Below are 25,298 nucleotides of genomic sequence, written 5' to 3'. Positions count from 1 at the left end.
GACCATATCTTTGCCACGTGAAAATTCCGGATTTCAAGCAACATATCGCCATGCTCCTGGTGGGGCTCCTCTATGGCACCAATTACAGCATTGTCAAAATCATCACTCCAGAGTACATTCTTCCTTTTGGGCTGATCGTGATACGGGTGGCCATCGCCACAGCTTGTTTTTGGCTCATAGGGCTTTCCGTTAATGAAAAAATAAATTGGCGTGCTGACTGGGTTCGGATTGTGCTCTGCGCATTCTTTGGTGTAGGGATCAACATGCTTTTCTTCTTCAAAGGAGTGAGCCTAACCACCGCCATCAATGGGAGTATCATCATGACACTCACACCGGTGATGGTCTTTGTGACCTCCCTAATCCTGCTGAAAGAGAAAGTCACCCTTTTAAAAGTCCTCGGGTTGGCTGTTGGGTTCCTCGGGGCATTTCTGATTATCTACAGCCCTGGAACAGGGATATCCCTGGGAAACTGGAGAGGGGATGTGCTCATTCTCCTCAATGCCATGAGCTACGGTGTCTACTTAGTCCTGGTGAAGCCACTCATGGCCAGGTATACCCCCATTACGGTAGCCAAATGGATCTTTTTCTTCGGCTTTTTACTGGTACTCCCGGTTGGCTGGAATGAATTCACCCAGATTGAATGGCAGGCCCTCACCGCCAAAGTCTATTTTAGCATGGCCTTTGTGATCATAGGGGTGACAGTGATCGTCTATGTACTGAACATCTGGGCTTTGAAAAAAGTCAATCCCTCCACGGTAGGTGTTTACATCTACGTCCAACCTGTTTTCGCCACGTTGATCGCCAGTACCTTCTTCGGGGAAATACTATCCATCCGCCACCTCATAGCAGCACTTCTGGTGTTTGCCGGTGTATGGCTGGTGGTAAAAAGAGGTTAGAGGTTGACTGTATCGTAAAACACCAGGTACCACTTCCCATCGATCAGTTGGAAGCGGCGCTCCGAATAAAAACCGCCACCATCCTCCTGTACTTTTTCGATGACTTCACCTTCCGTTTTCACGATATCGGTGATGTATTGTGGATCGGAAATTTCGGTCACCTTTTGCTTATGTGGCTCCCAGGCTGATTTTACCCAGGGCTGACTACCCTCTGGGCCTTCATACTCTCCGGACAGCGGAAACTTCACCCGGTCTAGCTGGAAGCGCTCGTCAGCATGAAAGCGGTCATAGAACTCCTCAAAGACCTCTGAAGTCCTGGAAGTAGTAATGTTCTTGGCGCATCCGGCCAATAGCGCTGCGATCAGGCATAGGATAGTCCATTGATAAAAATTTTTCATAGGCTTTTGAAGGTGGAAAGTGTTTGCTCCAGGTGATCATCCGTGAAATCCAGATGAGTCACAAATCTGACTGCTTTTTTGCCGAAAGATACGGCCAGGACACCCTTTTTGGCGAGCTTCTTCAAATATTCTTCCGGTGAAATCCCATCCAGCTCGGCACTCACGATATTGGTTACCACCGGGATCACCTCTCCAATGTAAGGCTGCCCCTCCAGCCCCCTGCCGATGACCTTAGCCCTATGATGATCTTCGGAAAGTCTGGTACGATGGTGATCCAGGGCATAGGTACATGCCGCGGCCAGATAACCCGCCTGTCGCATGCCTCCACCCATAGCTTTCCGCACACGCTTAGCTTCTTTGACCATGGGCTTGGAGGCCAGCAGCACAGAACCCACCGGAGCCCCCAGACCTTTTGAAAAACAAATAGTGAGCGTATCAAACAAACCTCCATAATCTGCCGGGTCTTCCCCCGTCTCCGCCAATGCATTGAAAAACCGGGCCCCATCCATGTGCAGATTCAGGCCATGAGCATCGCAAACTTTTCGAATCCTGCGTATCTCCCTGATATCGTAGATACTCCCACCACCCTTGTTCATGGTGTTCTCGAGGCCTACCAGTTTGGTTCGCGGAAAGTGGATGTCATCCGCATTGATGTTTTCCTGAACCTGTTCCGCTGAAAGACGTCCTCTGTCTCCAACGAGTAACTTCGGGGAGAGCATAGAATTGTAAGCCATTCCGCCACCCTCGTAGAGATAAATATGAGCATCTTTATCGCAGATCACCTCATCCTGCGGGCTGGTGGATATGCGCAGCGCAATCTGATTAGCCATCGTGCCAGAAGGGCAAAAAAGTGCCGCCTCCACACCAAAAAGTGCCGCAATCCTCTCCTGAAGTTCATTCACTGAGGGGTCATCGCCCAGCACATCGTCGCCCACCTTAGCGGACATCATGGCCTCCAGCATGGCAGGTGTAGGTCGTGTGATGGTATCGCTTCTCAGGTCGGCTATGCTGCTTGTTGTCATCATTGCTCTAAAATATGGAAATTGGAAATAACCCTATCTTTGAATCCCCATAAATTCATATTAACACGCATTAATTCGACTCTATGATTATCCACCTAAAAGGTGACCTGGCTCCTGAGAAAATAGCCACCCTCGCTACTGCACATGAAGCCATCCATTTTCGGTCAGAGGACAGGGACATACTGGTGCTTTCTTCCAAAATCACCTCAGTCCCGACGGCCCTGGCCCCTTACGTTGATCAATCTTTTGTGATGTCCAGCGACATCCAGTTGGCCAGCAAGGACTATCAGTCTTATAAGAGAAATATTAAAATTCGCCAGGACGTGTTAGGTGGTAACACCAATCATACCATGATGATGGCCGGCCCCTGCAGCATAGAATCCTGGGAACAAATCTCTCAGACTGCTGAGCTGCTAAAATCCCTCAACATCAAAACATTGAGGGCAGGCTGTTTCAAGCCTCGCACCTCACCCTATACCTTTCAGGGAATGGGCGAAGAGGGATTAAAAATGCTGGTAAAAGTGCGGGAAACTTATGATCTGAATATTATCACCGAAGTAAAGGACAGTTCTCATGTGGACCTGGTGATTGACCATGCAGACATTGTACAAATCGGCACCAAAGCCATGTATGACCAGAGTATTCTACGGAAATGCGGAAAGTCTACCAAACCAGTTCTGCTCAAAAGAGGCTTCGGTACCACCCTGCAGGAGTTTGTGCAGGCAGCAGAGTTTATCCTTTCCGGTGGCAATCCCAATGTCATGCTGTGCGAACGGGGTATTCGCACATTTGAAAATAAAACCAGGTTTACCCTCGACCTGACCGGTGTGGCCTATCTGAAGGAATTCACCAACTTGCCCGTGGTGGTAGACCCCAGCCATGCCATGGGCTATAGATATGGCATCCCTGATCTCACCAGAGCTGCTGTAGCGATGGGGATTGATGGTTTGCTGATAGAAACCCACCCAACACCCGAACTGGCGAAATCTGATGCCGCCCAGCAACTCAATTTTGATGAGTTTACCAAAATGTTTCATTCACTAAAACCTGTCGCAGAGGCGGTGGGTCAAAAATTAATCTGATGTCTAAACTTTCACACATTAAGCTCCTGGTACTGGATGTAGACGGCACCATGACCGACGGAGGGATCTACATCATGGAGGATGGCAGGCAGTTTAAAAAATTTCATGCCCGTGACGGGCTAGGTATCAAGGAAGCTATCAAGGCTGGCGTGGAAGTGGGCATCATTAGCCATAGTCTGGCCACAGAAATGGTCAACTCCCGAGCCAATATGCTGGGCATGAAGCACTTTTATGTGGGCCAACGCCCCAAGCTTGAGGTCTTAAATGAATGGATGAAAGCACTCGACATCAGCTACAGTGAGGTCTGTTTTATTGGTGACGACCTCAATGACCTGGAGGTCATGCAAAAAGTGGGTTTTTCTGCCTGCCCGGCGGATGCAGCATCCGGTATTAAGAAAATTGCGAAAGTGGTATTGGACAGAAAAGGTGGTGATGCTGCGGTGCGAGAATTTATTGATCGATTTATCCTTTCGGAGGACTGATCAATCAAATTTATTTAAAAACTGAGTGAAGAAGAAGATGGGCATTGGCCAGAGCTTCCTGGCAAACTTCTTTTTGAAAAAGCCAAAATGGCCAATTTTTTCAAATCCCAGATCTTTTGGTTTGATAAACTGGAAAGTGGTCACGGCATTTCGATAATAATGCATCAGGGCCTGCGTTGCGGCCGAAGGTGCCAGCAGCTTATCATCCTGAATATTCACAAAATGCACTGGGATTCTTACTGCATCAAATTTTTGGGCCATCTCCTTACTCCCTTGCAATACGCCCTGAGGGTGGGTTCCCCACTTTCTCCACTCGAGTGCCGCATTCCTGGGGATATCTATTTTTCCACCCATGGTCCAGCCCGGCAAGTAGCGGTAGATGGCCACAGTGGTGGGTATTAAAATATACCAGAAAATCAGTACATACAGCCACCAAAAGCCCTTCCAGTGTCCATTATAGGCAGATTGAGACCCAACAAAGTAAGCTGATCTAATGCGCCCATTGTTGGCCGCTTTTGGAAAAATCTGCCCCGCCACACTGTGACCTATTAGGAAAATTTTATCATATTTTTTATTCGCCCAGGCAATCACGCTATTGAGGTCTTTGTCTCCCCAGTCGCTCATTTTGCAGCGCTCGTCTTTGACCGAGCTGTGCAGCGAGTCTCCTATCCCCCGATAGTCAAAAGTGATCACATCAAATTCTTTGTATTGGCAAGCGTAGTCTGCAAACCCTTTGTAGTAGCGCTGAGGGGCCCCAGCCGCAGGGCTCACGATGATCAGATGTGCGCTTTTGGCATCCCCTGAAAAAAGCGTAGCGCTTATTTTAGTTTTATCCTCCGAAATGATCTGAAACCCTTCAGCCTTATGCATGCCTTGTTTTTATACTGAATTTGCCGATGTGGCGGATGACATCTGACTGCCGCAAATGTATTATAATACTTTATATTCACAATCCGTTTGGCAATGTGTCCATTTCAAATATTTTTGCAACTCAAATAGAAACCAATCCAAAATGAGCGTTCTAGTTAATAAAGATTCTAAAGTAATCGTACAGGGCTTTACCGGCACTGAAGGAACCTTCCACGCCACTCAGATGATTGAGTATGGCACGAATGTAGTAGGAGGCGTAACTCCAGGCAAAGGTGGACAAAGCCACCTGGACAAACCTGTGTTTAATACTGTGAAGGATGCCGTAGATGCAACAGGTGCTGACGTATCTATCATCTTCGTGCCACCAGCATTCGCTGCTGATGCCATCATGGAAGCTGCTGATGCAGGCATCAAGGTTATCATCACCATCACAGAGGGTATTCCTGTGAAGGACATGATGAAAGCCAAACCTTACGCCATTGCCAGAGGAGCCAAACTGGTAGGGCCAAACTGCCCTGGGGTGATCACTCCGGGTGAAGCCAAAGTGGGCATTATGCCAGGTTTTGTATTTAAGAAAGGAAATATTGGGATCGTTTCTAAATCAGGAACATTGACCTACGAAGCAGCCGATCAGGTAGTAAAAGCAGGATTGGGTATTACTACCGCCATCGGTATTGGAGGAGATCCTATCATCGGTACTTCTACCAAAGATGCTGTACAGTTGCTCATGGAGGATCCGGAGACTGAAGGGATCGTGATGATCGGTGAAATCGGTGGAAACTACGAAGCTGAGGCAGCCAAATGGATCAAAGAAAATGGCAACAAAAAGCCTGTAGTAGGATTTATTGCCGGCCAAACAGCACCTCCCGGAAGAAGAATGGGCCATGCCGGAGCCATTATCGGTGGCGCAGATGACACTGCTGCCGCCAAAATGAAGATCATGGCCGCCAATGGCATCCATGTGGTCAACTCCCCTGCAGATATCGGGGAAGTCATGAAAAAAGCATTGGGCTAATAACTTTAGTTCGATTAGATATAGATAAGCCGGTCAGAATTTTCTGACCGGCTTTATTTTTTTATTGCCCTTCTTTTTTTTTGCAAACTAATTTTTCCGTGTTACGTTTGTGCTCTCAAATCGATAAAGCATCGATTTATAAAGAAGCGCTGAGAGACAGGCTCTAAGAAGCGCTAGCAACCCCCACCCTAAACGGGAAGGTGCTAATTCCTGATATATAAATTGATAGTTATGAAATTCAACAAAAACACTTTTGCGAAAGCAACTGCTTTTTTGCCAAGCATTGAAGCAAGGTTATCTATTTCACATTCTCCGATCGACAGAGGGTTCTGTTGTATGTGTTACTACTGCTAATTCCGCAGGTATTGTTCCTTTTAGTTATTGGAAAATCCGCAGGCCGATTCATGTATTGTCTTTGGTCATAAAAGCATACCCCATATACTATTCTAGAATCTTAAAAAATATACACTCATGTCAGCATTAAAATTTGAAACCTTACAACTACACGCAGGCCAGGAAATAGACCCCACTACAGGATCACGGGCTGTGCCTATTTATCAAACTACTTCATTCGGATTCAAAAACTCCGAGCACGGCGCTAACCTTTTCGCCCTGAAGGAATTTGGAAACATCTATAGTCGGATCATGAATCCCACCAATGATGTATTCGAGAAGCGTATCGCTGCACTGGAAGGGGGAGTGGCCGCATTGGCGGTAGGCTCCGGGCAAGCTGCTCAGTTTATCGCACTCAGCAATATTCTGGAGTCTGGTGACAACTTTGTGTCCAGCTCATTTCTCTATGGCGGCACTTACAATCAGTTTAAAGTAGCCTTCAAGCGCCTCGGCATTAAAGTGAAGTTTGCTGAAAGCGACCAGGCCGAAGAGTTTGAGAAATTGATCGATGAGAAAACCAAAGCCATTTATCTGGAAACCATCGGCAATCCGGGTTTCAATGTGCCTGATTTTGAGGCGATCGCGGCAGTAGCCAAAGCAAACAATATTCCACTCATAGTGGACAATACTTTTGGAGCCGGTGGCTACCTCTTTCGACCTTTGGAGCATGGGGCTTCAGTGGTCACTGCCTCGGCTACCAAATGGATCGGTGGCCATGGCACAAGCATTGGCGGTGTGATCGTAGATGGTGGAAATTTCAACTGGGGCAATGGAAAATTCCCGCAGTTTACCGAGCCTTCTGAGGGCTATCACGGATTGGTCTTCTGGGATGTGTTTGGAGAAGGAAATCCGCTAGGTCTGCCCAATATTGCCTTTGCTATCCGAGCCCGGGTGGAAGGTCTAAGAGATTTTGGACCGGCACTCAGCCCATTCAATAGCTTCTTGCTTTTGCAGGGACTGGAAACTTTATCACTGCGCGTGCAGCGCACCGTGGATAATGCATTGGAGCTGGCACAATGGCTGGAGCAGCACCCACTGGTAGAAACCGTCAACTATCCAGGTCTGAAAAGCAGCAGCTATCATGAGCTTGCCAAAAAATACCTCAAAAACGGGTTTGGAGGAGTGCTCTCATTTACCCTGAAGGGAGAAAAAGAGTTGGCCACACAACTAGTAGATAATCTAGAGTTGGTCAGTCATCTGGCCAATGTGGGGGATGCCAAGACGCTGATCATACAGCCTGCGGCCACCACCCACCAGCAATTATCCAATGAAGAACAATTAAATGCGGGCGTACTTCCCAACCTGCTCAGAGTCTCTTTGGGCATCGAGCACATCGATGATATCAAAGCGGATTTCCAGCAGGCTTTCGAAAAAATATATGCAGACAATCAAGTTAATGCCTAATACCATCGAACAAATACAGCCAAAATCTGCGATCCTCAAAGTAGAAGAACCGTTCATCCTGGAGTGTGGAGACACACTCCGGAATGTCCGGATTTCCTACACCACCTACGGTACGCTCAATAGTGAGAAGACCAATGTGGCCTGGGTGTTTCATGCCCTCACTGCAAACGGGAACCCCGCGGAGTGGTGGCCCGAGCTTGTGGGTCCCGGTAAGGCTATCGATCCGGAAGATAAGTTCGTCGTATGTGCCAATATGCTGGGCTCATGCTACGGCACCACCGGACCAAAAAACTATAACTTCCCTCTGGTCACGATCCGTGACATGGTGAATGCTCACAAGCTACTGAAAGCGCATTTGGGAATCGAAACCATCCATCTGGGAATCGGTGGATCTATGGGTGGACAGCAGCTTCTGGAATGGGCCGTGGAAGAGCCTACACTTTTTGATCACATCGTACCCTTAGCGACCAACGCTTTCCATTCCCCATGGGGGATTGCCTTCAACGAAGCGCAGCGAATGGCGCTGGAAAACATCGATAGTGCCAAAGGACTGGAGGCCGCCCGAGCCATAGCCATGCTATCATACAGGCACTACAACACCTATAACAAAACGCAGCGAGACATAGACCAGCGATGGGATGACTTCTCGGCATCCTCTTATCAGCGATATCAGGGTGAGAAACTCCGTAAGCGATTTTCAGTGGAGAGTTATTATTACCTCTCCAAGGCCATGGATAGCCACCACGTAGGCAGGCATTTCGGGTCGGCAGAAACTGCCCTGAAACGTATCCGATCCAAAGCACTGGTGATCGGTATAGATACAGATATACTTTTCCCCCCGGAGGAGCAGCAGTACATTGCCGGGCTCATACCGGATGCAAAATTCCGTTTGGTCACATCCGCATTTGGTCATGATGGATTTCTGACTGAATCGGAACAGATTTCTGAATTGATCCGTGATTTCTTGAAAGCCTAAACATATCAGACACAAAAAAAGCCAACCCCTTGGGTTGGCTTATCTCCCGAAAAGTATCCGGGACTGCCCTAGTTCTTCTTGATCACTTTTACCTGATCAATGACCTTACCTTCGCTGAGTATTTGCAGGATATAAATACCCGCTTCTGCCCTGCTAATGTCCATGGGTTCATTGCTTCTCCCTTCCTGAACGAGACCACCATCCAGTTCATACAGTTTGCAAATGGCAACCTCTGGTGTTTTCACTAAGATGCGACTACTTGCCGGATTAGGGTAGACATTCACCCGAACTGGAGACGGTGCACTCAAAACCTCCTCGGAAGCAATGACCAAAGTTTCGGTAGCGGATCCCGTATAATTAGTTTCAATGATTTCCACAAAGACCTCATAGCTGCCGGCTGTCACAGGCTCCTCAGCGTCTCCATTGAATGTCATGATAAAATTCAAGTCAGCCGGCTCAGTGGTCACTTCAGGTCTCTTCCCGGTGCCGTCTTCCTCTTGTTCCAAATGGGTCATTACTATTGATGCCGTGGCCTTGTGGATCGTAAGCACCCCCTCTGTATATACAAAAGAATAATTTGCTGCTTCTCCACCTGAGCTGGTGATTTCATAAACTCCGGCATCCGGAATCCCAGATAAACCAGCGCCTGCCTGAGGTTGTACGAGTAGGGCCTGTACATCCTCGCCATTTACAAATCCTGAAATGGAATAAGTAAACTCAGGAAGCGCTTCACCATATACCACTTCCTGATCATCTGGTGTCACCACCAGCTCAGCGGTACTCACTTCAAACGGCTGTCCCACTGATTCTGCAGACAGGTAATCCTGATCACCATTCTGAGTAGCAGTGATCGTAGTGGAACCCGCCCCCACAATGGTGACAGTGCTACCACTGACAGTGGCTACCGACTCATCCGAACTTTCAAAACTCACCACCAAACCGGAGGTGGCCGTTGCACTAAGTTCAAATGGCGCATCGCCAAACACCCTATCATCAGGTCCCACAAACGTGATGGTCTGATCGAGTTTAGTCACATCAGAAACGGATAAAATCTGCTCCTCCGACGCAGGCAAGTAATTCGCATTGCCTGCCTGAGTGGCCGTGATAGTAGTGGTCCCCGATGACAAGATGCTCACCGTATTTCCAGAGATGGTAGCGACCGTTTCGTCAGAGCTCGAAAAGGAAACTTCAAGATCCGAACTGGATGTAGCGATCAGGTCAAAGGGTTTCTCGTTAGCTGCTTTTTCACCAATCGCTTCAAAAGTAATCAGCTGTGGTGCTCTGTTGACTGTAAGCACCTGAGCCACGTCACTGGCCACGTCAAACTCCTCATCACCCGGCTGGCTCGCTGTAATGGTAGTATTACCAGCGCCGATTATGGTCACCACCTTGCCAGAGATGGTAGCCACTGTTTCATCTGAACTCTCATAAGTAATCTCCAACCCACTGCTGGCATAAGCTTCCAAATCGAAGGAGCCATCTCCATAGGTTTTTTCACTGAGTAGTTCGAAAGTAATCGACTGTGAATACTTGCTGACTGTAATCGTTTGCTGACTTGTAGTAGCATTATAGCTTTCGTCACCAGGCTGGCTTGCGGTGATGATTGCACTGCCAGCACCAATGATTTCTAAAAACCCACCTTCGACCATCGCTACATCCGTATTGGATGAGCTAAACACTACTTCCAGTCCTGAGCTGGCTGTAGCTTCAAGCGGGATACTCTCCGCACCGATGTTCACCTCTGAGGCTATCTGCGTGAAAGAAATGGTCTGATCACTTTTGGAAACCTCCAGGTCAAATGTCATGGACACTGACTCATCAAAAGGGTCTGAAGCTATAATCTCCACAGTATATTCTCCCAATGTGCCCACTGTGGGTGTAATCGTCAGCGTATCCTCCGCAAGCACCATCCAATCAGGCAACTCGGCTCCTCCAAATAACTGAGATTCAAAAGACAGATCGTCACCGTTGGGGTCTTCAAATAGGGTACTCATGGCTAAGGTCAGTGTATCCCCAATGTCCAACCTCAAAAGAGATAGCGAAGAGCGAACAACTGGCGAACTATTGGTGGAAATGACTGTCAACACAAATACATCAGAAGCGCTTTCCTCTCCATCAGAAGCCGTAACCCTGAGTGAATATTGACCCACATTCTCCAGAGAACTTATCCCACTGAGCGTACGACTGGTCGCATCAAAAGTCAACCAGGATGGCAAATCACTTCCGTCTTCCATTCTAATGGAAAAAATCAGTTCTGCATGATCCTCATCTGAAAAGGCCGACTCAGAGATGACGATGGAGATGTCCTCCCCTACATCTACACTGTGATCGGGCAAACCAGCTACCAGGAAGGGCGCATCATTGACGGCATTCACCGTCAGCACAAACTCATCGGACACCTCAGCAAACTCATCAGCTGCTGTAAGCACAATCGTGTACGTGTTCACATCTGACTGCAACGGGGTACCCGACAACTCAAAATCTGTAGCTTCAAAGGTCAACCAAGATGGTAACGGGTCGCCTCCCTGCAAGGTCATGCTATAAGTAAGTAAATCGTCATCTGGATCCGTGAATGTATTGGCCGCAAAGCTGTACTGAAAAGGCTGGTCTTCACTGGCTTCCAGATCTGGTACAGGCGCCGCTACCACCGGGGGATCATTGTCCAATGTGACCTTTAAAGTGAAGTCTGTATAAACACTGGAAGTGGAGGGATCAGTAGCAGTAACTCTTACGGTATGGTTTGCCACATCTGACACAGTGGGTGTACCGTCAAATGTTTTGGTAGAACCATCAAACGATAACCAGTCCGGCAAGGCCGACCCATCTGAGAGACCTGCTGTAAGTGTTAATACATCCTCATCCTCATCTTCAAAAGTATTTGCGGGCACCTCGAAAGAAAAGGTCAAATCCGTTAAAGCCGTCTTAGTTGAAATGGATTGATTCACTACTGGCGCATCATTCACATTGTTAACTGTGATGTCAAAATCATCAGAAACAATCCCTTCCAGCCCGTCATCGGCAGTAACCCTGATGCTGATTGTACCCACATTTGCCTGAAGGGGCGTGCCGCTGAAGGTGTGACTGGCAGGGTCGAAAGAAAGCCAGTCAGGCAAGGCACTCTCATCGGTTAAACTTGCAGATAGTGAAAGCTCATCCTCATCAGCATCTGCGAACGTATTTTCAGGAATAGAAAAAGTAAAAAGAGCATCTTCATTGGTCTCCTGATTTGCCATGGCGTTGTCCACTGTAGGGTCTGCATTGGATCGATTCTTAAACCAGGTGACCTCATTGTCTCCATAGTTACAAACGATGATGTCAAGGTTTCCATCTCCATTTAAATCACCTACCTCAAAGTCAATAACATCCGACTCCTGGTCAGAGAGCAATGCTGAAGTAAACGCGCCACTTCCATCATTTTCTAAAAAGAAGAGCGCATTATCCGATCGAAAAGAGGTCACCACATCCAGATGACCGTCTCCATTCAAATCGACTATTTTCAATACACCTGCGCCCTGTCCGGAAAGCAGTGTTTCAGCCGCATAGGAGCCTGTTCCATCATTATTATAAAGCGTAAGGTTATTGGCATGGGAGACTATTATATCCTGATCACCATCACCATCGATATCATCCATTTCCAGGTCATCGAAGAAAAAGCCGCTGTGACTGATGAAAGAAAGTAGTCCGTCATTTTCATACCATACGTTTTCTCCTCCCAAAATATCCAGATCACCATCCAGGTCATAGTCCAATACTTCTAAGGCGGTGTGATCATCATCGCTTACATGAAGCTTGGTGAAAGTAAGACTGCCGTTATTCTGATAGATGTCCACAGAAAGATGAGAGACCACAATCAGGTCAAAATCTCCATCCATGTCCATGTCCTTTATCCTGAAAGCTTCAGGGTCTGTAATACCAGGCACAATGTCCGTGATGGTGAAATTGCCAGCCCCGTCGTTTTTATTCAGCGTGATTTTATCATCAATCGTGGTGGCCGAAATCACATCCAAGTCACCATCCTGATCCAAATCAAAAATAAGAATTGAAGATGCATGGACACCCAGATCCTTGGTGACACCTGCATCCGCACCTGCCGATACCAGCAAGTTTGCTGTAGCAGCTGTACCTCCGGATACTGTAATATCTAAATCATCATCACCATCCAAATCGCCCAAGTCAAGTCCTAGTGGAAAACTATGACTAACAAGGGTCGACTGTTTCACAAATGCTCCGGGAGCGGGTGAGGCAGATGTCTTAAAGTAAAACGAAAAGGGTGAAGTGCGAATGGATCCATCCTCGGCCTCTAATTGATCAGAAAGAACAACCGTATATTCATGATTCTGAGCTAAATCAAACGCCGGAGTAAATGTGACTGTAGCGGTTCCACCTCCCCCCAAATCCCCGGAAACGACCTGTCCCTGAACATCATATAGCATGAGCGAACCAGGAAGTGTAGAGGCATCTACATTTTTGTCAAATGTGATGGAAATACCTACCTCTGTGGACTGATAGGAACCACGTAGAGGAGTGAAGCTCACCACTGAGATCAGCGGAGGCTCACTCACCGTAAAATCGAAATCGTCAAATGCGGCTTCACCTGCATGGTCGGTGGCGATCACTCGAAGGTTATAAGTGCCATCTGATCCATATGGGGCTGTTCCCGTCAGTGTTTTGCTTGCATTACTAAAAGTGAGGTAGTCAGGTAGGTCATTCCCGTTGGTCATAGTCATAGCATACACCAAAGTATTGCTTCCATCGGGATCTGAAAATATCCCGCTCATGTCAATCGAAAAAGCCACTCCGGCCACTACCTCCTCATCAGACTTAGGGCTGCTCACCACAGGAGTTTCGTTGGCTTTGTTTTGGTACCAATAGAGTTTATTCGTTCCCTCAGACACAGATACCAGATCCAAATCTGAGTCACCATCCAAATCTCCAAAACCTATCAGATTTCCTTCATTCGCTGCCAGCTCCCAGTAGGTGAAATTGAAGCCTCCTTTATTTTCCAGCCAGCCTACAGCGTTTACACCATCCGCTCCTATCACAATATCCAGGTCATCATCAGCATCCAAGTCTACAAAACAGGCCTGTACCGGTCCGGTAATGTCGTCTGATACCTCCAAAGCTGTGAACGACTGATTCCCGTTATTTTGATAAATGACCACATGATCCTCCCGATTCTCAGCAGTAAGGATGTCCATATCGCCATCACCATCCACATCCGCCACGTCCACATCTGACACCCCGTCGGCAGTTTGTGTGATTTCATTATAAGTAAAACCCTGTGATCCATCATTTTCATACCATGCCAGAAAATTGGTGCCATAGTTATGTCCACCAACGACAACATCAATATCGCCATCTTGATCCAAATCCTCTGCGTAAGCCTTATTGGGATTAGTCCCAAAGGTTCCTATTTCGCGCTGCGTAAAATTTTGAGCACCATCATTTTTAAACCAGAGCACGTTATCTGAGCCGCTTTCGGTAGCCAAAACGTCAAGGGAACCATCCTGATTAAGATCTACAATGGAGACACTCATAGTGTAATTCATGGCGGCACTCATTACGTGAGAGGTAAACACCTGACTACCGTCGTTCTCCAGCCAGGTCCAAGCCCCCCCAGAATTAGCAAACACTACAATGTCATTGTCTCCATCCTGATCTATATCTGCTACATCTATTTTGCAGGAGGTCACTCCACTGTGATTGATATAGGTCACGGTAAAGTTTCCTGCTCCATCATTTACATGCCAGTTGATCCGCTGGTAGGGTCGGCTACTAGTCAGCACATCCAGGTCCCCATCTTTGTCAAGGTCCACTTCCACCATGTCTGTGGGCGTGCTGTCAATGTTATATTCATTTTCGCTCACAAGAAGTGCCGGAGTGCTCGGGGGAAGTGCTGCCTCTACATCAAAATAATAAGACTTATTCCCGGCTATAATGCCTCCACCCTCACTTTTCAAATCTGTGGTGATCATAACATGTATGCGCTCTCCTGGCAAAAAGTCATTATTAGGGTCAAACTGGATACCGGGTGTACCTCCTCCAGAAAAGCTTCCGGCTATCAGGCCTGACATTGAGCCCCGCACCTTGATATTGGCGGTTGTCAGGGTGGTATTATCTATATTTCCTGAAAAGGTGAAGGTCAGGTTTGCTCCTGCCGACACGTTTTGTTCGTAATGTTCAGGAGCATATGAGTCCAGCGTCATAAGTGAAGGCACAGTGATCTCCAGATCAAATTCGTCACTTACAGATGCTCCAGCCGGGTCCGTAGCCGTAACTTTCACTGAAATAGTACCTGCGTCCGATCCGCCCGGAGTGCCAGAAAATGTCCTAAGATCTGCATCAAAGGATAACCACCCTGGCAGAGGATCTCCTGTACCGAGTGTAGCAGAATAGTTCAGAATCATCAAATCCGGATCAGAAAAAACATCTGAGGGAAACGTATAGGTAAATGAAATATACGCCTGAGCGGACTCGTCGGAAATTGGATTTTCCAAAGTGGGGTCTTCATTTACTTTATTTTCAAACCAGTAAATTCCATCACTCTGATAGACCACCAGGTCCATACGGCCATCCAAATTTAGATCCACCGGATTCATAAATTTGACAGAATTAAAATTATCCGCCAGAACTCGCTCCGTGAAGTTTTCAGAACCATCATTTTCTAACCACACCACCTGGGCACCATTGCTATAAGTGGTCAGAATATCCATGTCGCCATCTCCATCTAAATCCCCTGCTTTGATCAGGTGAACACCATCTGCACTGTTGGAAAGTAAGTGTTTCGAGAAAGTTTGTGACCCGTTATTTTCAAACCAGTAGTATTCATCATTAAAATTAGAGCTGATCACCACGTCCATATCACCATCGTCATCCAGATCTACAGGATCGATGTAAGACAAGGAGGATACCGAACTTCCAAGGAGGTGTTGTATCATATTGCCCGAGCCGTCATTTTCATACCAAAAGCATCTTGAGCTGGTACCCTGACAAACCAGGTCTATATCTCCATCCTTGTCCATATCCGCCAGACCTACAAGCTTTCCGTTGGACTGTTCTCCTTCTATATCCACCAGGGTAAATTCTCCGCTACCATTGTTAAAGGCCAACTGGAGCCCATTATTGGAAGTATAGGCAATATCAACCAGGCCGTCATTGTTCAAATCCCCGGAAGCTAAAACATTCGGACCATCCGCTTCGGTAGTCACATCATGTTCGGTAAATGAAGCCGCATCATTTTCGAGCCATTTGAAGAGATCCATAGCAAGCTCCTCATAGATTACGTCCACATCACCATCGTAATCCAAATCATCCAGGTGCATATCGAAGGAATTTCCACCTCCAATGTTAGCCAACTCATTGACAGAAGGTGTGTATGTACTGAACGACTCTGAACCATCATTTTTATACCAAAACAGACTCCCTCCACCAAGACTCAACAAATCCATCTCTCCATCGTTGTCCATATCCGCCACACTCAGGTCTTTTTCTCCGGCATAGTATGTGGACAATTTCTGAGGTTTCAGCGTAGGACTCGCAGAATACGAAGGCAGTGTTTTCACCCGAAACGAATATCCAAATCCATTGGTCAGAGGAGCAGCAGAAACAGACTGTATTCCCGATTTGAGTAGGACATGGATTTTATCTCCATAGAGAAATGAATCATTGGGATCAATGGTGATCACTGCCGTACCCCCGCCGGTGACGGTGAATGGCAAGCCACCCTGAAGATCGCTCTTTACGAGAATGTTTCCAGCCAGCGTAGTAGCATCTACAGCCGCACTGAAGGTGATTTCTATATTGGCATCAATGGCTGCGTAGTTGGCATTCTGACCAGGCACCAGGCCGGTCACGGTGAGCTGAGCTACCGCCCAATGGGAAATGAAAATGAGCAGGAAGGTATAAAGTGACTTATTCATAGGGCATATGTTTTTTAACCCTATGAAATTATGACGGGCACTTTACCCCCGGAACACCCTTTTAGTGAAGGGCAAAAAATTTTTAGTGGAGGGCTATTGTCTTTTAGTGGCGCTAAAGCAACGACAGTCTGTCCATAAACTCCTTTCGGAAGGACTTTCCGATCTGAACTTTGTGTCCCTTCAGAAAGACATACCCCTCTGATATGGAATCGATTTGCTCAAAATTGATGAGATACGAGCGATGCACGCGGAGAAAACCTAGCGGCACCAGCTTTTCTTCTATGCTCTTGAGGGTATGGCTGATAATGTACTTTTCTGATTCGGTATAGAGGTAGGCGTAGTTATCAAATGCCTCCGCGAAGAGGATTTGATCGGACATCACAGAGAGAATCTCCTGATCCCTTTTCACAAAGAGTTTTTCTGGATGTGCCTTGGCTGCCACCGGCTGCTGGGGCACTTTGTGCAACGCCAGCTCCACATTGGCGATCAGGTCGCGCTCGCTGAAGGGCTTTACAATGTAACCCGCAGGATGCAGGACTTTCGCCCGGTCTAGTGTGGCCTTGTCATAATAGGAAGTTAAAAAAACAAAAGGAATGCCCAGCTTTGGTGCCAACTCAATGCCATCCATATCGCCCTCAATATTCACATCCAATATGGCCAGATCCGGCTTATGGTCCTCCATGGCCTGAAGCGCATCCACTCCCTCATCCACAATGGCTACCACATAGTATCCGTTTTTGGTCAGCGTATCCGCAATGTCATCCGCAATGAGTGGCTCATCCTCCACTACTAAGATCGAGGGTTTTGTCATACGACTAATTTATATCTCGAAAGGGTCATCTGCACGGTGGTACCCTGATCATTTAGGATGTTTATTTCCGCTTTTACCTTTCTGGACAGTGAACGGATCATCTTCCACCCAAAGGAGTTTGATTTTTCCAGTGCCTCGGCATCCATGCCCGCTCCATTGTCGCGCACCATTACATTGAGCTTATCTCCCTCCTCTCTGATCTGTATTTCCAATAACCCCTCATGAGAGGTAACAAAAGCATACTTGATGGTATTGGTAATGAGCTCATTGATGATGAGGCCCAAAGGGATGACCGTATCTATGTCCAGTTTGATACCCGAAGCATCAATCTCAAATCCTGCACCCTGCACCCCAAAGGCACTGAACAGCTCTGAAGTGAGGTTCTCGAGGTAGTCTTGCACATCCACCCCCCGGATATCTTCGGCACTGTAAAGTTTCTGATGGATCAGCGCCATGGATTTCACCCGGTTCTGTCCTTCCTTTACTGCATCCACCGCTGCTTCGTCTTTCAGCGATCCGGCCTGTAGGTTAAGCAGACTGGAGATGACCTGCAAGTTGTTCTTTACCCGGTGGTGGATTTCTTTGAGCAGCGTCTCCCGCTCCTCTAGTGCCAGGGAAATCTGTTGATTTTTTTCTGTCAGTAGGTTTGAGGTTTTTCGCTTGGTATTGTAGCGGTAGAGCAAGAAGCCAGCCGCTATAAAAAAGATGATAAACCCTGAAATAAAGATGTTTCGTTGGTTTTGTGAGTTGGCCAGAGCTAGAGCTGCTGTTTGCTGGTCTAAGTTCAGTGCCGCAATTTCCCGATCCTTTTCAGCGGTTTGGTACTTCGTGCTCATCTCAGTTACCATGCGGTTGGTCCGATCGCTCCTCAGGCTATCCTCATAGTTCTCATAGCTCAGCCTATGCTCGTACGCTTTTTCATAATTCCCATTGGAAGCATTTACCCTGGATAAACCCTTATAGATGTCCCGCAATTGTTCCTTGCTCTTCGCTTGCTTTGCTGAGGCTAAGGCCAGTTCCAAATTCGTAATTGAGGGTTCAAATCGGCCCTGCATTCTGTGCAGTTCAGCAATATTGAAATAGGACCTGGCTATTTCCTTCTTATCGTCCACAGCTTGATAGGTCTGGAGGGCGTTGTGAAACAGCTTTGCGGTTGAATCGGGCTTATCCAAATAGTAATAGAGTATTCCCAAATTATTGTAGCTCCCAGCGAGGGCATAGTAATCCCTGGCATTTATGCGATAATGAATCGCCTTTCGGTAAAAATATTCCGCAGAATCCAATTGATCCCGCACTCTAAATTCGATCCCCAGGTTGTTATAAATATTACCGAGGGACTCAAAGTCTTCACTGGCTTCCTTCAGCGGAATGGCCTTTCGGTAATAGGAAATAGCCTCGTCTGCCTGACCAAGATTTGACATGACAAGGCCCAGATTAATATAGTTTGAACCCAATATTTTGTCATTTCCAATTTGCTCATTGAGCTGAATAGACTCTAGAAGCACCTCCGCGGCTGCTTCATAGTTGCCCCTTTCCTGCTCTATATGCCCAATGTTATTCAAAGCCGTGGCCCGGCCCTTTTCATCCCCCAGCTTCTGATAGTATTCGATCGCCTTTCTGTGCAAGGACACCGCGGTATCATATTCACTCCTGATGATAAATACAGCCCCTAAATTATTATAGCTCTCGGCAATACCCCTGTCGAAACCAATGATCTTTGATCGCTCTAGAGCTCGCTGCCCATAGCTAAGGGCACTATCAGGAAAATTTTTTCTGAGGGCATATGTGGCGTCAAACAGCATTTTTATCCTCACAGTATCAGGAGAAGATGACACCAGCTGCTCCAAACTGTCGAAATCAAATTGCTTTTCCGAAGGCTGGGACTGAACGATTCCAACTGAGGCAAGGCAAATGACCAAAACGAATATTGGAATTAGTTTCTTTCTTAGCGATGACATGAGTCGAAAGATAACATACTGAGGCATTAAAATACCCGATCTGACGCAAAAACCATCTGATCTACGGTCAGGAGTCATCATCAGACTTTCGCTAAGAACAAAACCATAAGACACGGGTGCTGATAAGGTGACTAGTCTTCTATGTACTCTGCCGGAAGCCTCCCGAAACGTTTTTTGAAGACCGTGGAAAAGTAGGCAGGCTGTGGAAACCCAACCGCATAGGATAGCTGGGAGGTACGTTTGTAAACCTTTTTCTGGATCAGGTCCATGGCACGTTGCAGCCTGATCTCTTTGATGAAATTGGCAGGAGTGAGGCCTGTCATCTCACGGATGTACCTATACAGCTGACGCTCACTCATAGAAGCGGCCTCCGCCAGCCTGATCACGTTGAAGTTGGAATCATCAATGTTGTCATACACTTCCTTTTCCAGCTTTTTCAAGGTCTTTTCTTCATGAGAAATTTCCTCCTCTTGTGGCTCTGCCTGTGAGGTGATCCGCTCCGAATAATTATAAATCAGGTTTTGCACCCGCACACGGAGCTCTTCTGCAAAGAAGGGCTTCACCAGATAATCATCGATCCCGATTCTCAGGGTGTTCACTTTCTCAGTTTCGTCCCCAATGGCACTCACCGTGATGAACGGAATGTTTTTCCAGGTCGGGTGCTTCTTCACTTCTCTGGCAAAAGTGAGCCCATCCATACGGGGCATCATCACATCAGACACGATGAGGTCCGGTGTGTGAGCACGCAGCTTCTCCAGTCCCTCCATGCCATCTCTGGCTTCTATCACTTCAAAATCCCTACTCAGGAAACCCGAGATATAAGCACGCATATCTGCGTTGTCTTCTACCACCAGTATTTTTTTGTCTTTCAACACGGAACGGTACTGGGCAGGTTCTTCATGAATATCCGGAGTTGCCAACTGCAGTGCTTCTTCTTCCTGCGCTATCTCATCTGCGCCTGAGAGCCTTTGCCCCGGAAGGAACAATTCGAACCGGCTACCCACTCCCAACTCACTGGTAACAGAAAGGTCCCCTCCATGCATCCTGGCGATTTCCTTGCAAAAGGCAAGTCCCACACCTGTGCCCCCCTGACCTCCACCAGAATGGGTAGATTGATAAAATCGATCGAATATTTTGTCCAGATCATCTGCCGGAATCCCATCACCAGTATCTCTTACAAACAGGGCTACACCCTCCTCACTCACCTCTAGTCCAACGGTGATTTTGCCACCTTCGTGCGTAAATTTCAACGCGTTAGAAACAAGGTTAGTCAGGACTTTATTGATCTTTTCCCGATCCGCACTAATCACCACGGGATTCTGCGGATCCAGCTCAAACTCTAACTTCACCTTGGTATGGCGCGCGGCATTGTCAAAACTCGCCAGGGCATTCAATACAAGCTCGGTCAGGTTAGTTCTCCCCAAATTCACAGGCATCTTGCCATCTTCCATTTTGGAAAGATCCAGAATCTCATCCACCAGTTTTTGTAATTGGCCTACATTCCGGTCGGCTATCTTCAGGTCCTGATAAATGTGATCATTGCTGGGGATGGCCCCAAGCGCCTGCCTGATGGGCCCTTTGATGAGCGTAAGCGGTGTGCGGAGCTCATGAGAGATATTGATAAACCAGCGTGATTTGGCCTCCTCCATGGATTTGATTTCCTTGTTCTTCTCCTCTATCTGCTGATTTTTTTGTTTCAGAATATTATTGGCTCTATCCTTCAGCCGGCGACTTCTGTAAATCATCACCACCAGCACCATGACGAATAACAGGCCGACAATCAGAATATTTCTCTGAAACTCCTTTCTTCCCAACTCACCAGAAGCTCTTTCCAGCTCCAGATCCTTCTGAGCCAATTCCTTTTGCTTTTTCAGGGTGCTGTACTGGGCCTCTACCTCCTGTAGCTGACGGGTCATATCCAGGTTGTAAAATGAATCGCTCTTGGCTCGTACCTCCTTCAGCAACTCGTAGGCTTCCTTGTATAAGCCTTTCTTGAAGAGGTACTGGTGATTGATCTCATTGAGATTGTTGTGCAGGTTCCCGATAGCGTATTTTTCCGCCAGTTCCCTGGTGAGTTCCATGTACTTAGGTACAGAATCCAGCTGATCAGTGTTGACATACAGGAAAGCCAGGTTCTGATAGGTGTAGGCGAGTTGGATATAGTCCTTCACTTCTTTGCCCAATGACACGGCCTCACGATAATACGCTTCGGCCCCATCGTACTCCTTGGTTTCTTCTTTGATAATACCAATTCCCAAAATGTGATCCATTCGCTGACGAGCGTTATTAACACTCCATTTCAGGGCTTTTTCATAATATTCCAGGGATTTATCATAATCCTTCCTGACCGTATACAAATTGGCAATGTTTCCCAAGACTTTGGAAACACCAGTGGAGTCACCAATAGTGGAGTATAGTTCCATGGATTTCTGGTAGTTCTCCAGAGAGAGGTTGAACTCCGCAATGTAGCAGTAGCTATTGCCTATTCCATTGTAAGCATTTCCAGCTTCTGCTTGCATCCCCAACTCCTCATAGATCGCCAGAGCCCGATGATAGGCACTGATGGCACTGGAGATGTCCTCAATGTCATAGCATAGATGTCCAAGATAGATCAATGAGGCCGCCAGATCTCTTTTCCTTCCGGGGGCCTTGGCATAGAAGCCTATGGCTTCTTCCATAAAGTGTTTGGCTGAATCGAACTGAAATTCACTGAAATAGTGACGCCCCCATAGCAGGTTGATGCGGGCCTTAATGGTATCAGACTTAGCACTGAAATAAGGCTGACTCAAGGCCCATAAGCTATCCGTAGGCGGCTCATCCTGAGCTTCTATCGCTTCAATAGACCTAACCAAATCCTGGAATTCATTACTCTGGGCAAAAGCACAATGAACACAAAAAAAGGTGCTGATCAGTAGAAAAAATGCGTACTTATTCGCTGGTGGGTTGCTCATATTCCGCTCCTATCTTCATACCAAAGAACCCGAAAATTAACTCATTTCGCCAACTAAATATCGCAATAGGTCAGAAAAATACCGCGTGGTAAAATAAAACAAATTGATAATGAGTCGGTTAATAACTCAAAGATTAGATCACTAAAAATTTTAACGATATGAGTGCTAGCAAAACATTGTTCACATTTATTACAGGAGTGGCATCAGGACTGGCCCTGGCCTACTATGCAGATCCGAAGGGAAGTCAGCAAAAACTGAAGAAAATAGAGAAGGATTTGAAGAAAACGAGGAAAACGCTCGATAAGAAACTTACGGAGTATAAAACCACGTACAATGATATGGTGGAAACCTATGCAACCAAGTCCAAAGGACTTATTGACAATGCCAAAGGTCTGGTAGATGGCGCCAAGAAGTCTGTAAAAGCAGAGTAAGCCACCTAAGGCAACACTCTCAAGCATTTTTGGTAGCAAAAATGCTTTTTTTATGCCCTTTTAAGCTTTAGAACCAATACTCCAGCAGCCCAAGGATAATGAGTGCAAAGATCAGGTATCCAAGTCCTCTGAGTAAGGAGTGGTTTACCTGCTTTCTCATCAGCTGATTGAAAGCCTGCCAGTGCTGCATGTATTTGTATAATGGGTGAACGTCCTTGCGGGATTTTGTAGTTAACATACTTCCGATTTTTCAGTAAAGATATGACCTGTTCACCCTCATAATCTTGCCATTCGGGGCCACGATTCCGCCAAACTTGAATAATCCAAGCTAATGAGTAAGAAGCGTCTGATAGAGCTTCTCTCGTTCGATGGGTTTCAGTAAAAAACCATCAAAATACGGCTCAAAAACCTCTCGCTGATGAGCAGTAATATCAGCCGTCAGTGCAAAAATGGGAGTCTCAAGATTTGGATTCTCTGATTCCCGAATGGTCTTGGCAGCATCGAATCCATCTACCTCTGGCATATGAATATCCATGAGGATGTAATCGTATTTACATTCGCTGGACATTTGAATAGCCTCCGATCCATCCCGCGCATGGGTGGCCTTCACCCCCCAGTTGGCCAGTAGTTTGAGAGCTACCATGGCATTGATCATATTATCTTCAGCTATGAGCACCGTACGGCCGGTTAGTCCATCAGATTCCTGATGAGAGGGGGTAATCTTTCTTTCCCCCTTCATAAAACTCACCTGAAAGTAAAATACCGAACCTTCATTTTCCTGGGTTTTCACATGAATGTTACTCCCATGAAGTCCTATGAGCTTTTTCACTATGGCCAAGCCCAACCCAGATCCGCCTTGCTTTTTGGTGGTGTAAGACCTGGGCTGTGAGAAGCTTTCAAAAATCTCCTCCAGGAAATTCTCGGGGATCCCTCCCCCGGTATCCTCCACCCTGAACTCTATCTGATCCCGCGATTCGCCCTGATCCAATAGTTTTACTTCCACGCTCACCTGCCCCTCATCCGTATATTTGATCGCATTGCTGATGAGGTTACCCAAAATCTGGGAAAGCTTGGTTTCGTCAGCCAGATAGACCTCCGCCAGCAAAGGATCTACAGTCAGCTTGAGGTCAATCCCTTTTTCGCGAGCCATCCCCAGGTAAGTGTTTCTGATGTTTTCCATCAGCAAGCTAATCTCCACGGGCTGAGGTTCCAGCACCACCTTGCCAGCATCCAATTTGGAGAAGTCCAGGATGTCATTGATGATTCTCAAAAGGTTATCTGCAGAAAACTTCAGCGACCGGAGTAATTCATTCTCTTCCTTGTCCGATCTCTCTTCCAACAAGGATGTAATGGTAATAACCGCATTGAGGGGTGTCCTGATCTCATGACTCATGGTGGATAAAAACTCCTGCTTCACCCTGGAAGACTCCTCTGCCCTATTCTTCTTCTTGAGAATTTCGGCCTTTTCCCTGTTCATCTGAGCCTCCTTCTGCAGGCGCTCCATTTTGGTTACTGCTTCATAGCTTTCTATCACTTTTTGGGTCTGGGTATTCATCACCGCCTCCTTCTCTTTGAGGTAGATTTCTAAATACTTCAGTGCCTGCACCGCATCATCCTTCTGCCTATAAAGCTGATACTTGAGATAATTGCAGTTAATTTTAATGATGACCATGTTGTACTCCTGGGCAAAGTCCAATGCCTCATCCAGCATCTTCTCAGATTTCTCCAGATCACCCATTTCGAGGTACAGTTGCCCCAGCTTATGATAACACATACCCCGGCCCAGCCGCTCACCCATCTCCACATGGATTCTAACGGCTTCCAGGAAAGTCTCCTCTGCCAACTGATATTGTTTGCGTTTTACATACACCTTGGCCCTGCCATAAAGTCCAAATGCCAATCCACGGACATCCCCTGTTTTATTCTTCATGCGGATCGATTGCTCTATCATTTCAGAAGCCTTGTCTATTTCACCTCTGTTCAGATAAACGCCAGATAGTGGATTATAGGCATTGGACTCGAGATTGAGATCGCCAGCCATTTGGGCGGCTTTGATGGCTTTTTCGTAGGAAAGAATGGCACTTTTCTGGTCTCCAAAATACTCATAAATGGTGCCCAGAGATTTTTGCACCCGTGATTGATTATGAAAATCGTTGAGCTTTTGGTAAATCTCAAAACAATCAATCAGGTAAATAAGCGCCAGGTGATAGTTGTCAGTACGGTAGTACACCCCGGCGATATTGTACTTGACATCCGCAATGCCCTTTTCATCACCCAGAATCTGAAAATACCCCAAAGCCTTTTTACCAAGCTTCATGGTCTTCTTATACTCTCCCAAAATCATATAGAACAGGGAGAGTCTCGAGAGCGAACGGGCAATAAGAATAGCTTCGTCCAGTTGCTGGCTAATCTCCAGGGCTTCTTGCGCCAGCATCACGCTTTTAGAAAGGTCATTCACCCTCGCATCATAGGCTTCTACGAGCAGGCGTGTTACTTTTTGGGCGTCATTCACATTGGTCTGATACATGTTGGTGGCTACTTGTTCAGGGGGTACAAACAGGGCATGGGTATGAAAATAGCGAAAATTATGAGAATTCTACTGACAAGACCCATTGGCTTATTGCATCTGGTAGCTCAAATTGCCTGTTTATCTCCACTCTGCACAATCAATATACCCTAATTAACCGCTG

16 protein-coding genes and 1 riboswitch are annotated in these 25,298 nt (G+C 46.9%); of the genes, 7 read left to right on the top strand and 9 right to left on the bottom strand.

The genetic code is table 11. From position 1 onward, the window contains the following. The first annotated feature begins 17 nt into the window (after positions 1 to 17). Positions 18 to 896: a DMT family transporter gene (locus ACHKAR_RS14690; protein ID WP_395418110.1), complete on the top strand. Its 879-nt coding sequence runs from the start codon at positions 18 to 20 to the stop codon at positions 894 to 896. Here ACHKAR_RS14690 and ACHKAR_RS14685 read toward each other — a convergent pair. Continuing rightward, entirely contained in the window at positions 893 to 1,294 is a 402-nt protein-coding gene (locus ACHKAR_RS14685) for a hypothetical protein (RefSeq protein ID WP_395418108.1), read from the bottom strand. The two genes, ACHKAR_RS14690 and ACHKAR_RS14685, sit on opposite strands and share 4 nt — an antisense overlap. Then, the gene (locus ACHKAR_RS14680; RefSeq protein ID WP_395418107.1) at positions 1,291 to 2,319 is read right to left on the bottom strand and encodes a threonine aldolase family protein; all 1,029 of its coding nucleotides are present in this window, start codon (positions 2,317 to 2,319) and stop codon (positions 1,291 to 1,293) included. The genes ACHKAR_RS14685 and ACHKAR_RS14680 overlap by 4 nt, the downstream gene beginning before the upstream one ends. A gap of 80 nt (positions 2,320 to 2,399) precedes the next feature. On the opposite strand from ACHKAR_RS14680, the gene aroF reads away from it, so the two are divergent. Continuing rightward, positions 2,400 to 3,398: a 3-deoxy-7-phosphoheptulonate synthase gene (gene aroF / locus ACHKAR_RS14675; RefSeq protein ID WP_395418105.1), complete on the top strand. Its 999-nt coding sequence runs from the start codon at positions 2,400 to 2,402 to the stop codon at positions 3,396 to 3,398. Next, a complete protein-coding gene (locus ACHKAR_RS14670; protein ID WP_395418104.1) occupies positions 3,398 to 3,880 on the top strand; it encodes a KdsC family phosphatase in 483 nt (160 codons plus the stop codon). Before aroF ends, ACHKAR_RS14670 begins: the two co-directional genes overlap by 1 nt. On the opposite strand, the gene ACHKAR_RS14665 is transcribed toward ACHKAR_RS14670, so the two are convergent. After that, entirely contained in the window at positions 3,881 to 4,750 is an 870-nt protein-coding gene (locus ACHKAR_RS14665; RefSeq protein WP_395418103.1) for an alpha/beta hydrolase family protein, read from the bottom strand. It abuts the gene before it with no gap. Between the two features lie 142 nt (positions 4,751 to 4,892). Here ACHKAR_RS14665 and sucD point away from each other — a divergent pair, with 142 nt between their 5' ends. The 3 genes from sucD to ACHKAR_RS14650 all read left to right on the top strand — a co-directional run bounded on the left by sucD (position 4,893) and on the right by ACHKAR_RS14650 (position 8,538). Further along, positions 4,893 to 5,765 (top strand): succinate--CoA ligase subunit alpha, encoded by an 873-nt coding sequence (gene sucD, locus ACHKAR_RS14660; RefSeq protein ID WP_395418101.1) that lies wholly within the window; start codon positions 4,893 to 4,895, stop codon positions 5,763 to 5,765. Positions 5,766 to 5,898: 133 nt separating this feature from the next. Next, positions 5,899 to 5,989, top strand: a riboswitch (SAM riboswitch). Between the two features lie 247 nt (positions 5,990 to 6,236). After that, a complete protein-coding gene (locus ACHKAR_RS14655; RefSeq protein ID WP_395418100.1) occupies positions 6,237 to 7,562 on the top strand; it encodes an O-acetylhomoserine aminocarboxypropyltransferase/cysteine synthase family protein in 1,326 nt (441 codons plus the stop codon). After that, positions 7,555 to 8,538 (top strand): homoserine O-acetyltransferase family protein, encoded by a 984-nt coding sequence (locus ACHKAR_RS14650; protein WP_395418099.1) that lies wholly within the window; start codon positions 7,555 to 7,557, stop codon positions 8,536 to 8,538. Before ACHKAR_RS14655 ends, ACHKAR_RS14650 begins: the two co-directional genes overlap by 8 nt. A 68-nt stretch (positions 8,539 to 8,606) precedes the next feature. Here ACHKAR_RS14650 and ACHKAR_RS14645 read toward each other — a convergent pair whose 3' ends face one another. From ACHKAR_RS14645 to ACHKAR_RS14630, 4 genes are all read right to left on the bottom strand, one after another. Beyond that, on the bottom strand, positions 8,607 to 16,457 hold the full coding sequence (locus ACHKAR_RS14645; RefSeq protein ID WP_395418098.1) for an FG-GAP-like repeat-containing protein: 7,851 nt from the start codon (positions 16,455 to 16,457) through the stop codon (positions 8,607 to 8,609). Positions 16,458 to 16,569: 112 nt separating this feature from the next. Then, on the bottom strand, positions 16,570 to 17,268 hold the full coding sequence (locus tag ACHKAR_RS14640) for a LytR/AlgR family response regulator transcription factor (RefSeq protein WP_395418097.1): 699 nt from the start codon (positions 17,266 to 17,268) through the stop codon (positions 16,570 to 16,572). Further along, complete coding sequence (locus ACHKAR_RS14635) at positions 17,265 to 19,226, bottom strand: tetratricopeptide repeat-containing sensor histidine kinase (protein WP_395418096.1); 1,962 nt, start codon at positions 19,224 to 19,226, stop codon at positions 17,265 to 17,267. Before ACHKAR_RS14635 ends, ACHKAR_RS14640 begins: the two co-directional genes overlap by 4 nt. 131 nt (positions 19,227 to 19,357) lie before the next feature. Continuing rightward, complete coding sequence (locus ACHKAR_RS14630; RefSeq protein WP_395418094.1) at positions 19,358 to 22,177, bottom strand: ATP-binding protein; 2,820 nt, start codon at positions 22,175 to 22,177, stop codon at positions 19,358 to 19,360. Positions 22,178 to 22,335: 158 nt separating this feature from the next. On the opposite strand from ACHKAR_RS14630, the gene ACHKAR_RS14625 reads away from it, so the two are divergent. Continuing rightward, positions 22,336 to 22,608, top strand: a complete 273-nt coding sequence (locus tag ACHKAR_RS14625; RefSeq protein ID WP_159584039.1) for a hypothetical protein — start codon at positions 22,336 to 22,338, stop codon at positions 22,606 to 22,608. A gap of 67 nt (positions 22,609 to 22,675) precedes the next feature. Here ACHKAR_RS14625 and ACHKAR_RS14620 read toward each other — a convergent pair whose 3' ends face one another. Continuing rightward, positions 22,676 to 22,846 (bottom strand): hypothetical protein, encoded by a 171-nt coding sequence (locus ACHKAR_RS14620; RefSeq protein WP_159584041.1) that lies wholly within the window; start codon positions 22,844 to 22,846, stop codon positions 22,676 to 22,678. Between the two features lie 90 nt (positions 22,847 to 22,936). Beyond that, on the bottom strand, positions 22,937 to 25,135 hold the full coding sequence (locus ACHKAR_RS14615; protein WP_395418092.1) for a tetratricopeptide repeat-containing hybrid sensor histidine kinase/response regulator: 2,199 nt from the start codon (positions 25,133 to 25,135) through the stop codon (positions 22,937 to 22,939). Positions 25,136 to 25,298 lie beyond the last annotated feature (163 nt).

It is taken from the genome of Marinoscillum luteum (assembly GCF_044005705.1).
Classification (GTDB): Bacteria; Bacteroidota; Bacteroidia; order Cytophagales; family Cyclobacteriaceae; genus Marinoscillum; species Marinoscillum luteum.
The sequence above is the reverse complement of the archived record's forward strand: the minus strand, read 5'-3'. Positions and strand labels throughout refer to the sequence as shown.

What these genes read in the sequence shown, in the direction of transcription:
- ACHKAR_RS14685 (WP_395418108.1), bottom strand. Translation starts at nt 1,294, where the DNA reads ATGAAAAATTTTTATCAATGGACTATCCTATGCCTGATCGCAGCGCTA.
- ACHKAR_RS14680 (WP_395418107.1), bottom strand. Translation starts at nt 2,319, where the DNA reads ATGATGACAACAAGCAGCATAGCCGACCTGAGAAGCGATACCATCACA.
- aroF (WP_395418105.1), top strand. Translation starts at nt 2,400, where the DNA reads ATGATTATCCACCTAAAAGGTGACCTGGCTCCTGAGAAAATAGCCACC.
- ACHKAR_RS14670 (WP_395418104.1), top strand. Translation starts at nt 3,398, where the DNA reads ATGTCTAAACTTTCACACATTAAGCTCCTGGTACTGGATGTAGACGGC.
- ACHKAR_RS14665 (WP_395418103.1), bottom strand. Translation starts at nt 4,750, where the DNA reads ATGCATAAGGCTGAAGGGTTTCAGATCATTTCGGAGGATAAAACTAAA.
- sucD (WP_395418101.1), top strand. Translation starts at nt 4,893, where the DNA reads ATGAGCGTTCTAGTTAATAAAGATTCTAAAGTAATCGTACAGGGCTTT.
- ACHKAR_RS14655 (WP_395418100.1), top strand. Translation starts at nt 6,237, where the DNA reads ATGTCAGCATTAAAATTTGAAACCTTACAACTACACGCAGGCCAGGAA.
- ACHKAR_RS14650 (WP_395418099.1), top strand. Translation starts at nt 7,555, where the DNA reads ATGCCTAATACCATCGAACAAATACAGCCAAAATCTGCGATCCTCAAA.
- ACHKAR_RS14645 (WP_395418098.1), bottom strand. Translation starts at nt 16,457, where the DNA reads ATGAATAAGTCACTTTATACCTTCCTGCTCATTTTCATTTCCCATTGG.
- ACHKAR_RS14640 (WP_395418097.1), bottom strand. Translation starts at nt 17,268, where the DNA reads ATGACAAAACCCTCGATCTTAGTAGTGGAGGATGAGCCACTCATTGCG.
- ACHKAR_RS14635 (WP_395418096.1), bottom strand. Translation starts at nt 19,226, where the DNA reads ATGTCATCGCTAAGAAAGAAACTAATTCCAATATTCGTTTTGGTCATT.
- ACHKAR_RS14630 (WP_395418094.1), bottom strand. Translation starts at nt 22,177, where the DNA reads ATGAGCAACCCACCAGCGAATAAGTACGCATTTTTTCTACTGATCAGC.
- ACHKAR_RS14625 (WP_159584039.1), top strand. Translation starts at nt 22,336, where the DNA reads ATGAGTGCTAGCAAAACATTGTTCACATTTATTACAGGAGTGGCATCA.
- ACHKAR_RS14620 (WP_159584041.1), bottom strand. Translation starts at nt 22,846, where the DNA reads ATGTTAACTACAAAATCCCGCAAGGACGTTCACCCATTATACAAATAC.
- ACHKAR_RS14615 (WP_395418092.1), bottom strand. Translation starts at nt 25,135, where the DNA reads ATGTATCAGACCAATGTGAATGACGCCCAAAAAGTAACACGCCTGCTC.